This window comes from Kitasatospora sp. NPDC056651 (assembly GCF_042792155.1).
In the GTDB taxonomy this organism is placed as follows: Bacteria; Actinomycetota; Actinomycetes; order Streptomycetales; family Streptomycetaceae; genus Kitasatospora.
Window position 1 is genome coordinate 1 of record NZ_JBHTWX010000091.1, and the last position, 12,559, is coordinate 12,559.

14 protein-coding genes are annotated in these 12,559 nt (G+C 69.9%); 4 read left to right on the plus strand and 10 right to left on the minus strand.

Translation table 11 applies throughout. The features are described from left to right. Positions 1-150 precede the first annotated feature (150 nt). The 8 genes from ACFRAR_RS28660 to fabG form a co-directional block, all read right to left on the minus strand. A complete protein-coding gene (locus ACFRAR_RS28660; RefSeq protein ID WP_380701315.1) occupies positions 151-375 on the minus strand; it encodes a hypothetical protein in 225 nt (74 codons plus the stop codon). A 114-nt stretch (positions 376-489) separates the two neighbouring features. Beyond that, positions 490-1,515, minus strand: coding sequence for a DUF2637 domain-containing protein (locus ACFRAR_RS28665; protein ID WP_380701317.1), 1,026 nt, complete (start codon positions 1,513-1,515; stop codon positions 490-492). Continuing rightward, complete coding sequence (locus ACFRAR_RS28670) at positions 1,512-2,078, minus strand: WhiB family transcriptional regulator (RefSeq protein ID WP_380701319.1); 567 nt, start codon at positions 2,076-2,078, stop codon at positions 1,512-1,514. The genes ACFRAR_RS28665 and ACFRAR_RS28670 overlap by 4 nt, the downstream gene beginning before the upstream one ends. Before the next feature lie 110 nt (positions 2,079-2,188). Beyond that, positions 2,189-2,896 carry an ATP-binding protein gene (locus tag ACFRAR_RS28675; RefSeq protein WP_380701321.1) on the minus strand — a complete coding sequence of 236 codons (708 nt, stop codon included), beginning with the start codon at positions 2,894-2,896 and terminating at the stop codon, positions 2,189-2,191. Beyond that, complete coding sequence (locus ACFRAR_RS28680; protein ID WP_380701323.1) at positions 2,896-3,942, minus strand: hypothetical protein; 1,047 nt, start codon at positions 3,940-3,942, stop codon at positions 2,896-2,898. The genes ACFRAR_RS28675 and ACFRAR_RS28680 overlap by 1 nt, the downstream gene beginning before the upstream one ends. A 1-nt stretch (position 3,943) precedes the next feature. Beyond that, positions 3,944-4,228, minus strand: a complete 285-nt coding sequence (locus ACFRAR_RS28685; RefSeq protein ID WP_380701325.1) for a transcriptional regulator — start codon at positions 4,226-4,228, stop codon at positions 3,944-3,946. 763 nt (positions 4,229-4,991) lie between these two features. Further along, positions 4,992-5,936, minus strand: coding sequence for an IclR family transcriptional regulator (locus ACFRAR_RS28690; protein WP_380701327.1), 945 nt, complete (start codon positions 5,934-5,936; stop codon positions 4,992-4,994). A gap of 91 nt (positions 5,937-6,027) precedes the next feature. Next, on the minus strand, positions 6,028-6,732 hold the full coding sequence (fabG, locus tag ACFRAR_RS28695) for a 3-oxoacyl-ACP reductase FabG (protein ID WP_380701329.1): 705 nt from the start codon (positions 6,730-6,732) through the stop codon (positions 6,028-6,030). 399 nt (positions 6,733-7,131) lie between these two features. Between fabG and ACFRAR_RS28700 the strand changes: the two genes are divergently transcribed. Further along, positions 7,132-7,944, plus strand: a complete 813-nt coding sequence (locus tag ACFRAR_RS28700) for a helix-turn-helix transcriptional regulator (RefSeq protein ID WP_380701331.1) — start codon at positions 7,132-7,134, stop codon at positions 7,942-7,944. A gap of 39 nt (positions 7,945-7,983) precedes the next feature. Here ACFRAR_RS28700 and ACFRAR_RS28705 read toward each other — a convergent pair whose 3' ends face one another. Continuing rightward, the gene (locus ACFRAR_RS28705; protein ID WP_380701333.1) at positions 7,984-8,808 is read right to left on the minus strand and encodes an NTP transferase domain-containing protein; all 825 of its coding nucleotides are present in this window, start codon (positions 8,806-8,808) and stop codon (positions 7,984-7,986) included. A gap of 44 nt (positions 8,809-8,852) precedes the next feature. On the opposite strand from ACFRAR_RS28705, the gene ACFRAR_RS28710 reads away from it, so the two are divergent. After that, positions 8,853-9,281: an NUDIX domain-containing protein gene (locus ACFRAR_RS28710; RefSeq protein WP_380701335.1), complete on the plus strand. Its 429-nt coding sequence runs from the start codon at positions 8,853-8,855 to the stop codon at positions 9,279-9,281. Here the strand turns inward: ACFRAR_RS28710 and ACFRAR_RS28715 are convergent. Next, on the minus strand, positions 9,276-10,988 hold the full coding sequence (locus ACFRAR_RS28715) for an SUMF1/EgtB/PvdO family nonheme iron enzyme (protein WP_380701377.1): 1,713 nt from the start codon (positions 10,986-10,988) through the stop codon (positions 9,276-9,278). The genes ACFRAR_RS28710 and ACFRAR_RS28715 overlap by 6 nt on opposite strands. A gap of 433 nt (positions 10,989-11,421) precedes the next feature. On the opposite strand from ACFRAR_RS28715, the gene ACFRAR_RS28720 reads away from it, so the two are divergent. Both ACFRAR_RS28720 and ACFRAR_RS28725 read left to right on the plus strand, forming a co-directional pair. Further along, positions 11,422-12,324, plus strand: a complete 903-nt coding sequence (locus ACFRAR_RS28720) for a helix-turn-helix domain-containing protein (RefSeq protein ID WP_380701337.1) — start codon at positions 11,422-11,424, stop codon at positions 12,322-12,324. After that, entirely contained in the window at positions 12,321-12,551 is a 231-nt protein-coding gene (locus ACFRAR_RS28725; protein WP_380701339.1) for a DUF397 domain-containing protein, read from the plus strand. Before ACFRAR_RS28720 ends, ACFRAR_RS28725 begins: the two co-directional genes overlap by 4 nt. Positions 12,552-12,559: the final 8 nt, after the last annotated feature.

Sequence of the window (12,559 nt, forward strand, 5' to 3'; positions counted from 1 at the left end):
GCCCCCCTGGGCCTGCCGACAACCGGGGTGCCCGCGCCCCCTTGGGGGCGCGGGCGGGGTAAGCATCGCTTACCCCACAACTTGCTCCGCCAGGGGCGGTGTTGGGGTCGTTCTCCCGTACCTGCGTGGTGCCGCCGTGGCCGGGTGCGGTCATCGGCAGGCCTCGGTGTCGCGCTGGCGGATGTCGAGAAGGAGGTCTTCGACGAAGTCGAGGGCGAGGACGGGGTGGTGGAGGGTCCAGGGGCGGGAGTGCCGGCCGCGCTGGACGGAGCGGGTACCGTCCGGGCCGCTTTCGACGCGGTGGAGGTGACCGCGCTGGGTGAGGACGGCGAGCCAGGAGTCCGCCTCGGCCCAGATGGCGGGGGTGGTGCGCATGGTGGGGTGCTCCCGTTCTGCGGTGGTGCGGCGGGTGACCGGCCGGGGTGACCTGGTCGGTCACCCCGGGCTCGGTGTCGGTCAGTTCCGGTCGGCGGTGACCGGCTGACCGGGCTACGGCCGGAGCTGGGCCATCAGTTCGGTCAGCGTGGCGCTGGACAGGGGGATCTTCTGGCCCCGGATCGCCTCGGCGACCACCTTGCGGGTCAGCCTGCCGTTCTCCGGCGCGGCCTGCCGGGCGATGGCCAGCAGGTCCTCGGTGTCCAGGTCAGGACGGCGGTCACTGTCCCGGCCAGTGACCGGCGGGTCGGTGACCGGGACGCTGACCGGCTCACCGGTGACCTCGGCGAGGCTGACCGTCGCGGCGGTGACCGAACTGTTGTCCGCCGGTCGGTCAGTGACCTGCCGGACGACGACCGGGTGACCGCCCTGGTCAGAGGGCTTGGTCAGACTGACCGCGCTGACCGGGGTCAGCCTCGGTTGGTCTCCCCGCGCGGTGACCGGGCGGCTGACCGACCGCCCCGCACCAGGGTGACCGCCGCCGTCCTGACAGGCGGTCAGCGCGGCCAGCCGCTCGGTCAGTCCGGCCTCGACGCTGACCTGACCGAGGCCAGGGGTGACCGAGGTCAGGCCAGGAGTGACCTGACCTCGGTCGGCCTCGGCCCCTCGGTCACCCTGGCCGTCCCGGTCAGCGGGACTGACCGGTCCGCGGGCGATGAGGATGTAGAGGTGGACGGCGCCGGCCAGGGCGAGCGGGGCGATCGTGGAGAGCACCGCGACCACCGAGTCGCCGAGCCGCAGGCCGGCGGTGGCGCTCTGCTCGTTGAGCCGCACGGCGTGCAGGGCGTTGGCCCACAGACTCGCCCCGGTGGCCGTACCGAAGAGCAGCCAGACGTAGGCGCGGGCCCGCAGCGGAGCGTCGCGCATCACGAGCAGGGCGCGCACCCCGTAGGCGATGAAGCCGTCGATGACGAGCGGGAACACGAAGGTGAGCAGGCCCCGCACGTGGATGGCCACGGCCATCTGCTGCAGCGCGTCGTACGAGAGCGCGCAGCCCGCGCCGCCCAGGGCGATGACGACGGCCCGGTCCCAGCCGGTGACGTGCGCGGCGTTCGGGGTGGTCGCGGTGGCGGTGCTCACGCGGCCGTCCCGAAGTCGTCGCGGTGCAGCTGCTCGGCGGCGCCCTGGCCGGCCGAGACGGTGCGGGCGGCCTTCTCGGCGATCTGCCGGTGGCGGATCGCGCGGCGGGTCTCCCGGTAGAGCTTGAGGGCGTGCTCCGGGCTGATCTTGAGGAGCCAGGCGAGGCGCTCGACCGGCACGTCCTGCCGGTACCCGGCGAGGACGACGGCGCGCCGCTCGGCACGGGTGATGTGGATGTCCCGTCCGGCCAGCACGGCGTTGACCCGGCTGTAGTCCAGGCGGTCGACGAGCCTGCTGTGCAGCGGTTCGCGCTCCTCCTCGGTGAGGCCGCCCCGGATGCCGTGGGTGTCGCCCGTCTCCAGTGCGGCGTCCAGGCAGGCGCGGGCGACCGGGCACTGGGCGCACAGCGCCTTCGCGGTGGTGATCGCGGCCGTGTCCTCCGGACCGGGGAAGAACATCTCGGGGTCGACGGGGTTGTACTCGGTCGGGGTGCAGATGGCCTGGTCCTGCCAGGTCTGGTCACCGAGGGCGCGGTGGCGGACGGGGCAGGTCGTGGTGGTCATTTGGGGTTGCTCCGATCGCTCTCCGCGCGCGGGGTCGGCGTCGGCGGAGAGGGCGCTGGGTCGGTGAAGGGTGGGTGGCTCGCCGTGCGGCGGCCGAGCGCGGCGGCGGCTCAGGCGGCGCGCTGGAGGCGTCTGCGGTCGACCGGCTCGAAGGCGACCCTGGTGGTCATCTGGGCGAGCCGGGAGGTGACGCGGTCACCGAGGCAGGTGCGCAGGTCCTTGATCGGCAGGTTGCTGGTGATCAGGGTCGGGAGCATGTGGTTGTAGCGGCGGTTGACCAGCCGGTAGGTCTGCTCTTCGACGAACTCGGAGCTCTTGGCGGCACCGAGGTCGTCGAGGATCAGCAGCGGCACCCGGCTGTAGGCGGCGAGGACCCGCTCCGCGTCGGTATCCGAGCCGGGACGGAGTTCGGCGTAGAGGTCCGCGGCGGTGGTGGCGCGCCAGCGCACCCCGATGCCGGCCTGGACGAGGGCCCGGACGGCGCCGTACGCCTCGTGGGTCTTCCCGGCGCCGACGACTCCGGCCATCAGCAGGCTGGGACCGGTGGCGACCTGGCGGCGGGCACCCAGGCTCGGGGCGGTGGCCTGGGCGGCGACCTGCCGCACCCAGGCCAGGACCTCGGGGTGCTGGGCGACCGCGTCGCGGTAGCGCGGCGGCAACCCCGCCGACAGCGCTTCCTCCGCCGAGTACGGCTCGGGCTCGTCGGGGAGGGGGTCGACCACCTGCCGGTCGATGCCCCGGGACGCGAGGATGCGGGCCATCCGGTCGAGCACCGAGGGCGCGTCGGCGAGGGTCTGCGGGTCGCGGTGAGTGCGCATCACAGCTCCTCGGCGTAGGCGGCGACGGCGTCGACCGGGTTGGTCCACGCCTGGTGAGCGGGCACGTTAGGCCGGAATCCCGGCCGGGCCAAACCGGTGCCCCGTGCGTTCATGGCGTCGTTGACCAGGCTCGGCAGCCGGGACGGGTGGCCCTGGATCTCGGCGAACCGGTGCAGCCCGGCACGGACGTGCTCGGCGGCGATGCCCTCGTCCAGCAGGGTCTTGACGACCTTGCCGAGGTGGCCGAGCACGCTGCCCGGCGGACGCTCGGCGCAGGCGGCGACGTACTCGCCGATCAGCTGACCGGCTGAGACGGTGTCCGCGCCGGGCGCCTCGCGCCCCGTAGGGAAAGATCCAAGATCCAAGATCCTAGATCCAGGTGCCGAGGACTCCGGGAGGGTTCGCCGAACCTTCGGGGAGGCTTCGCCGAATGCCGCCTGACCTGCGGTTTTCCGGGGAGCCGGAACCGGCTTGCACTCGGCCTCGACCACGGGGGCAACCGCTTCGGCAGTGCCCGGCGCGGTCTGTGCGGCGAGCGCGGGGAAGTGCTCGCGCGGCTGCTGGAGGGCTGCCGGAGTGTTCGCCGAGGTTTCGCCGAACACTCGGGGAGCACTCTCGGCGCCGTCGACTCGGGACTCCGGGGTACCCGCGAGGGCGGCCTGCTGGATGCAGGGGCCCTTGCAGACACCGCAGCGCTCCGGCTCGCAGTGCGGGCACGAGGGAAGGCGGCTGAGCGACGGCTTGTCGATCTTCTGGTGCTTGCGCCACGTCGGGTAGTGGAAGTATCGGCGGCCGTCGCAGCCGGTGTAGCGGCAGATCGCGCCAGCGGTGGCGAGCTGCTGGAGGTGGTCCTCGACGTCCGCGCGGCTGATCTCCTCGCGCATCGGCCAGACGAGGCCGTAGACGATCGCCGCGTTGTCCCGGTGGCGGCCGTGGTCGTCGGCATGGTTCGCCATGCCGAGGAAGGTGATCACGGCGGGGATGGACACCTCGGCGAGCGTCTCGCTCACCCAGGTCTCGGGCTTGATCGCTCGTATTCGCGCCATGTCAGCGGCTCCCGACCAAGGCGACGGCGAGCTGGCCGGTGACGAGGTCCAGCGTGTGCGGGCGCGTCCAGTCCGCCTCCGGCCAGGACCGCAGCACCCAACGGGCCGCGACCTTGGTGGCGCTGCCGCTCAGCACCAGCTGCCCGCCGCGCCCATCGACCGCCACGGTGTAGGGGTGGGGCCACTGACGGCTGGGGTGGGCGAGACTGACGCGGACGGCGACCGCACCGGGGATCATCTCCGCGAGCTTGGCGCCGAGTCGCTGCTGGCTCGGGCTGGGCTCCACGCGCTGGGTTCCCCTGGACAGGGCAGGCATGCGATACTCCGTGTTTCGTAGGAAACGCGCGCGGCGGCCTCTCGTGCAAAAGAAGTCCCGCCGCTCGCGCGGTAGTGAATCAGCGACCTTCGGGGCGCTGGCCCGGCGTCCAGGAGTTGGTAGCTCCAGGGCGCCGGCTCTCTTTTCCGGACGTGTCCTACTGCATCGACTCCCCCTCTCTGCCCACCTGTCGCGTCCGCGGCGGGGTGAGAACCTTAGGGCCTTCGGCCCCGCACATCCAGTCCTTAACTCCCTGCCGGGGAAGACTGGTGCGCGTACCGCCCCGCGCCCGTCGCCGCGTCAGGAGCGGTTGACCGGCCTTCGGGTCAGGCCTCACGATCTCGACTTGCCCAGGCGCCCGCCACTTTCGCCTGCGGCCACCCCAGGCCGCCAGGGGCTGTACGCTCCGGAAATTCTGGATCGCATGCACCCTGCGGCATCAAAGAAACTTTATGATCACCGCTTGATTCCGGTCAAGAATTTCGATCCTTCTACGCGAGTAGCAACTGCCATTTCCCGCCTAGCGGGAGATGATCTTGGCCGATGAATATGAAGTGCCCAGTTGGCCACTTTGCCTCAACCAATCTGAAACCCTCGGGCCGCATCAAATGATGCCCACATAACATTCCGGCCGGGCACCGAACTCCGGAAAATGAATTGGCGGCCGCCAGGTTCTCCTGTCGGCCGCCAATTCAGACATAGCGAAAGCGCAGAGCCCGCCCTATGCGGCCATTTACCCACCGGCAATCAGGCTCATGGCGCGTGCAGCATCGCACGTTCGCTGGATTACTCCTCGCAGGTCGCCCGGCATCTCCGTCGCCGGCATCGCCAGGGCGAGCGACCCCATGACCGTCGCCCCCCACAAGACAGGCGCCGCGATGCCGTCCCATCCGGCCAGGGCTTCTTGGCGGCCGATGGCGTAGCCGCGTCGGCGGATGTCGGCGAGGGAGGCGACCAGGTCGGCCTTCTCGCGGATCGTGCCCGGGGCCGGAGCTTGCGGCAGCCCTTCAGCGAGCACAGCCTCCTGCATGTGGGGCGGCAAGTGGGCCAGGATGACGCGCCCGGATGCCCCGACGCGCAGTGAACGCGGGATGGAGCCGAGCTGACACGTCAGGGCCTTGAGGGTCTCGGGGTCGCGATCGCCGAGCGTGTAGTCGGTGCACAGGCGGCGCAGGCCGCCGAAGCCAGTGACCGTGAACAGCAGGGCGACGCCGCCGGTGTTTCGCTGGAGGCCGTCAAGCATCAGCTGGACGTCGGCTGCCGCGGGAGCCGAGGTCATGGCCTGCAATGCCATCTCAATCATGGCAGGGCCCGGCCGATAGCGGCCTCGGCCAACCTGGTCGACCGTGCGGGTCTCTACGCCGGCCTGCAGAATGCGGTGAACTGTGGAGTCGGGGATGCCGGTGGACCTGGTGAGGTCGATCACGCCCTGGACGCCGCTGCCCTGGGTGACCGCCCGCAGGACGGTGAGGACGCGGGCGTGGGTGCTGACCGCCTGAGCCGCCTGCCGGCAGGGCGTCGAAGGCGCTGGTGTTGCAACAGAAGGCAAGAGAGTCTCACAGAGTGCAGTGCCAGAACCGGCCGGCCGCGTCCGATCTCTGGCCGGGGTGGGCGGGTGAGGCCGATGACCCCACCTGGGCCGCGGGGTCCCGCGACGGGTCCCGTACAAGGTGGTCACAGCTGGAGCCGCGGGACGCCGGGCGTGCGAGCGGTGGGGGCGGCGTACCGGGCCTGGCCGTCCCCTCGTGCGGCCAGGCCCGGCGAGTGAATCAGTGACCCATGCCGGCGCCGCCGTCCACGGGGATGATCGCCCCGGTCAGGTAGGCGGCGGAGTCACTGGCGAGGAAGGACACCGCGGCGGCGATCTCCTCCGGCTGGGCGATGCGGCCGAGCGGCACGCGCTGGAGCAGGGCCTCGCGCTGAGCTTCGGAGAGGGCGGCGGTCATGTCCGTTTCGGTCAGGCCGGGAGCGACGACGTTGCTGGTGATGCCGCGTGGGCCGAGTTCGCGGGCCAGAGAGCGGGCGAAGCCCACGAGGCCAGCCTTGGAGGCGGCGTAGTTGGCCTGTCCGCTCTCGCCGGTCATGGCAACGGCGGAGGAGATGAAGATCAGCCGGCCGTGCTTCGCACGCAGCATCCCCCGGGCAGCGCGCTTCGCGGCCCGGTAGGCGCCGGCCAGATTCGTCTGGAGGGTGGCGTCGAAGTCGTCTTCGGACATGCGCAGCAGCAGCATGTCGCGGGTGATGCCGGCGTTGACGACGAGGATCTCGACCGGCCCCTGGGCGGCCTCGACTGCGGTAAATGCGGCGTCGACGGACACGGTGGACGTCACGTCACACTCGACGCCGAGGAGCCCCTCGGGGGCGATCCCGCTGCGGGAGGCAACCGCCACGGTGGCTCCATCTGCGGCGAGCCTCAGCGCCACTGCGAGGCCGATTCCTCGACTACCTCCGACAACCAGGGCTGAGCGGGACATGGGGACTCTCCTTCGTGATGCGGGTCGCCGAGCGGTCCGTCCGCAGCCCGGCGGCCCTCACGATGCCAGCCCTCGGCTGGAACTCTCACTTCCAGAAGTTCCAGTTCCGGAAGTGAGAGTTCGCGAACTCAGAGTTCCAGACTACGCGCGTAGATAACTCAGTGTAATTTAACGGACATTTTCCGCAACGCCCAAATTTTCGCCACCACGGAGGCATCCACGGGCCATTGACGACTCGTCACACACCCACCCCAAACGCTTGATCAAATGATGATTCATCACTCCAGAACAGAGGCTTGTTGAAAACAAAACAATAATGCCGCGATTGCACTGATGTGGCTTTCCCCACATGCCTGTTGGCGCCGACCCGCCCGTCGGCAATGCCTAGAATCGGTTGCCATGAGCACCGACTTCGAGCGCCTTGCGGCTCGCGATCAGACGCTCGCCAGCATGGTCCAGTGCTGGCGTCAGCGGACGGATCCCAACTCCATCCCCGGCCTGGTCACAAGCCCTAATCGCCGCGCGCGGGAACTCTCCAAAACGGAGGTTGCCCGGCTGGTTGGAATCAGCGTCAAGTGGTACTCGAAGCTGGAAGCCGGGGAATCTGCCCAATTTTCCGATGCAATTCTCGAACGTCTGGCATTCACGTTCCGGCTCAATGACGCGGAACGCCTCGCCTTGTACCACCACGCCACCGGGCGCGCCCCCGCCCCACGAGACACGGAGCCCGACGCCATGGCGGCCATGGACGCAGACATGCAGCGCCTTCTCGACAAGATGCTCCCCCATCCTGCGTACATATCGGACGTCGCCTGGAACGTCGTGGCGCACAACAATCCGTCCCGCGAGATGTACCCCTGGGTCTACGAGCGCAACATCATGCGGTGGGCATTCCTCTACCCCGGAGCCCGCGAGCAGCTGGTCAACTGGAAGGAGAGCTGGGCCGTCCCCTTCCTGGCGCAGATCCGAACCGCCGCTGCCCAGTACCCCGACAACGAACAGTTGAAGAAGCTGGTCTCGGACATCCTGGAGGGCTGCCCCGAGGCCCATGAACTGTGGGACCGCCACGATTTCTACGAGCACCCTGACGGCGACATCAGGCACATGCGGATCCCGCACGGCGGCGCCGGCGAGGTCCCCGTCCGCATCATGGCCCTGGCCCCGCTGCGGAACAGGCAGCTGCGGTTCATCGTCGCCTTCCACGGCGTCTGATCGCGACCCCGTGTGGTGCCGCTCCGCGGCAGTGGCACGTCACGCGACGCCAGCTTCCGCGGACGGCTCGGGGGCACCGAGGTCCACCATCAAATCGGCGGTGACAACCTGCACAACGTGGTTTCGGGCGTAGCCGGCGACGGCGAGGGACAGCTTCGGTTCAGCGCGGCCGGCGTGGCGGACTGTGGCCGCGAAGTGGTGCACGAGGCCGGGGGTGGTACGCCCCCGGCCTTGGAGGAGTCGCAGGTTGTCCGATCCGTGCTCGTTCAGCAGGCGGGCCGCCTCGACCGGGCCGGGCTTCTCGACCAAGCCGACCATGGTCCGCACCGGCCCGGCACCACTGCACACGACGACGCCGTGCTGAGCGGCTCCCACCGCGTCGAAGGGTGCCGTGAGCACGGCCGGATGCTCGGGGTCCGCCTGGTCCAGCAGGGTGGCGAGCGCGGAGTGGGTGAGATCGACGTTGTCGGCGAAGGCGAATGCCAGGTTGCCGGTGCGCAGGTGGACGGACCCGTTGAGCACGGACGTGAGGTCGGCGTACCGCCCCCGCTGCGCTACGAATTCGACGTCCAGGCCGGCGGCCGGCGGCGGTCCGATCGGTCGCGTGCCAGCAGCCTCCTGGTAGCGCCGGTGGGCGTCGGGCGACAGTGCGTGGCAGGGCCAGGCGTAGAAGCCCGCGTAGTACGGGTGGTGTACGACGACCGCGCGCCCGACGCCGCCGGCCACCGCCTCTTCGAGCACGTGGAGCAGGCCGGGCTGTCCCCCGACCGGGCGAAACTCCTTGGGCAACATCCGCGACCAGCCGGCCACGCGGGTGCCCAGCCCACCGGCGGCGATGACCACGGGGATGGGGTGAATCTTCAACGGACCGTTCTCCTAGCAGTGTTGGGAAGCGGTACGGTGCGCGCATGCATACACGTGTGACGGGCATCGCGGTGCGGGACGGCCAGATGCTGCTGCTGAACCAGGACACCGAGGGGCCACGGACGTGGTCACTGCCCGGTGGAAAGGCCGAGGACGGCGAGACGCTGACCCAGGCCCTGCGCCGGGAGATGCGCGAGGAGACCGGGCTCGACGTCAAGGTCGGTCGCCTGTTGTACGTCTGCGACGTCACCGCGGCCGGCGTCGTGCACATCTCGTTCGAGGTCGAGGTGACCGGCGGCCGGATCGGCGACGTCGCGGACGGTGCTGACACCCGGCCGATCCGGGGCGTGGAGTGGGTGAAGGTCGATGACCTCCCCGGTCACGGCTTCTCCGAGCGGTTCGTGGAACTGGCCCGGGCCGGCTGGCCAGGTGCCGGCTCGTACATGGGGCCGAAGTCGAACATCGGGCTATGACCTCGTGCCGGCAGGCCGGGTGAGCACGTCTACCAGTCGACGGTCCAGCTCACCCAGCGTCTGGTCCGGTTCGTCGAGTCCACCGATCCAGCCGACGATCCGCTGCGCGATCTCCCAGGCACCGAGCGCGTCGGCGGTGCAGGCGTCCGGTCCGCGCACCAGACGCACCCCGACGCCGCGCGAGGACCCGAGCAGGAAGCGCGACCGGTGTTCCTCGACCGTCCCGCTGTCGCCCGGGGTGTTCCAGGCGGAACCGAATAGGTACCGGCGGAGCGGAGGTTCGTCGCCGGTGTCCGGCCCGTCGCCGCACCAGATCTGGACGTTTCCCGTCAGGTGGTGGATCTGCCCGGCGCCCTTGCCAGGCTCGACCACCGAAGTGGTGTCTCCGAACGCGTAGCCGGTGTTGTGCCCGGGACCCGCCATGGCGACCGCGGCCAGGGCCTCCTCGCGGGTGGGCAGTCGCGCGCCGTGCCAGGCCGCGAGCGCGGCGGCGCCCAGCCAGGTGACCCAGTAGGCGGGGTGGCGCTCGAACCCGGGGCTGGGCCTCCACCTTTGGCCCTGATCCAGGTGAAGGCGGCCGCCGCGCTCGTGCGGCATCGGATTGATCAGCAGGTGCGTGCCGTGCCGGGTGTTCTCCAGGCCGGCCTCCAGCAGGGCGTTCAGCAGGTCGGCCATCTCCAGGTTCGAGATCAGCAGATTGCGCCACATCACCGGGCTCAGCCCGCTGCGGCGGTAGCCCACGCTCAGTGGCCGAGGATCCGCCTGCGCCGGCACCGCCGCACGCCGCCGAGTGCGCTCGCGGGGCTCACGCAGTTCGTACTCGTCGTCCCCGGCCAGCCAGTGGCTCGCGGTCTTCACGGTCGCCGCGTCCAGGATCGCGGTGGAACGGGCCAGCGTGGTGGCGACGTGATGACGGACCAACGAGGCACTGCTCACCGGAAGTTCGGCGACCAGCTGGCTCTTCGGCCGGCTAGTGTCGAAGTCCCCGCCGTCCCTCGGGTTCAGCGTGCCGGCGGGCGCGGTCAGGGGGACGCCCAGGAATCCGGCGAGCCCTGATCGGACTTCCGCAGGCGCGGTGACGTGCCGCTCGTACGGCAGGTGGGCCAGAGGACGTCCGCATCCGGCGAGGTCTGTCCGCAGTGCCTCGGCGAGCAGCAGGGCGTTGACGGCGATCATCCGGGCGAGCGCCACCGGCAGCTGCGGATCGTCCAGGGGCAGCAACGGCGACCAGTCCCGCCATCGTGGCGTCCTGGCGGTGCGGGCCAGGCCGAGGTAGCGCTCCGCATAGGCCCAGCGCTGCCACAGACCGCCGCGCTCGAACGAGGACGCGATGCCAAGCGGTGCACGGGTGAGGACCAGGACCGGGGAGTCCGGCAGCAGCCCGGTGACCGACCTGTTCGCGAAGAACAGGTTGGTCTCCTTGACCGCGTGCCGCTGCGTCCCGTGGAGGTCGTGGAGTGCGCAGGCCAGGTGGTGCCGGTTGAGGGCGGTCAGCTCGAAGTCCGGCCGCGGGCACAGGGCCGACAGCGGGTGCGCCGCTCCGAGTTGCTGCCGGAAGGGCTCGTTGTGCTGTTGCATCGTGGCTCGAAGCTGGTCGCTGACCCAGTTGGAGCCCACACGTTCGAAGGCGCCGAGGATCAGCAGCGGCGCGCGACCCGTACGGCCTGCGGCCTTCACGATCTGCTCCGTCACCACGTCCTCCGCCATGGCGCCCACGCGGGACGAATCCGTCCGCGCCTCCTGGTCCACACTTCTCCCCTTCCGATTGGGTAACTCGGCGTAGCCGCCACGGCCATGGCCTGCGCCCGCCCCCGCAGTACGGACACTTCGGTGCGCCCGACCGAGACGAGCGCGGCGGGACGCACAAAGACTGAGAGCAGGTCGTTCCACCGACTGGCCGCCCTGAGGGGCGGAAAAGGTGGAGTCCCTGGTGCAGACCTCGGCAAGACGTCACGAGGTCGCTGGGGCGCAAGCGAATGAGAGGTGGCAATCCGCATCTGAGCCGATGCGGTGCGTCACTGCCATCAGGTTCCCGCCTTCCCTCCGCGCCGTCAAGCACGTGACTGGCAAAATGCCAATTCTCTTGCCACACATGTGCCGTGCACACGCAGCCGCTAAGCTGACGAATCGACAGAGCCCCTTGGATCGCGGCTTCGTGGAGGGATCGATGGCTCCAGCCGTCCCACAGCAACCCCTCGCTGCACGCAGCAAGTTCGGTGCCGACCTGCGGCGTCGACGCGAAGCCGCCGGCTGGACGGCCGAAGAGGTCGGCGACCGGATCGGGTGCAGCACTTCCAAGATCACGCGGGTCGAGACCGGCAAGCGCAGCGCCACCCCAGCCGACTTCGAGGCCCTCATGGACCTCTTCGACGTCTCCGAGCCGGACCGGGACCACTTGGAGGCGCTCTTCCGTCGAGGACGGGCCCGCACGGCCATGTGGTGGGACGCCTACGCGGACGTCCTCAGCAGCAGGTACACGGAGTTCATCTCCTACGAGCACGAGGCCGCCTCCTCGGCCGAGTACCAGATCGCGTACATACCTGCCCTGTTGCAGACCGAGGCCTACGCCCGCGCCGTCACGGAGGTCGGATTCGCGGCGCTCGGCCCGGACCAGGTCGACGGCCTGGTCGAGGTCAAGCACATGAGGCAGCGTCGCCTGTATGACGAGGTCCCCCTTCGGCTGACGGCCGTCATCACCCAGGCGGCATTGGAGTTCGAGGTCGGAGGACCGGAGGTCCAGACGGCGCAGCTCCGTCACCTCCAGGACGTCTGCCGCCTGGAGACCGTGGACCTTCGAGTCGTCCCGTTCGACCGAGGAGCCGAAGGCGCCTTGACCGGCGCGTTCACCCTGTTCCAAGGCAACGGCCAGGATGCGCCGGACACCGCCTTCGCCGAGGCCGTCACGGGGACGATCGTGGTTGACGACGCGCTTGGACTTCGGCGTCTTGCCCGTCTCCACACCTACCTCCTGCGTGCCGCCCTCGGCCCCCAGGAGTCGCTGGCGCTCATCGAACAGACCGAGAGAAGACTGACCGCATCATGATCGAAACGAACCGCCTCTACGCCGTCCCGCTCGACGACGTGCGCTGGCACAAGAGCAGTTACACCGCGAACAACAGCAACTGCGTCGAAGTGACGGCCGTACCAGGGTTGCAGGCCATCGCCATCCGCGACTCGAAGAACCCGGAGATCCCGGCGCTCCGATCCGGCGCCGATCAGGTGCGGTCGTTCGTCCGCGCCCTCGCGGCCGGCACTCTGGAAGAAGCGTGACGACGTCC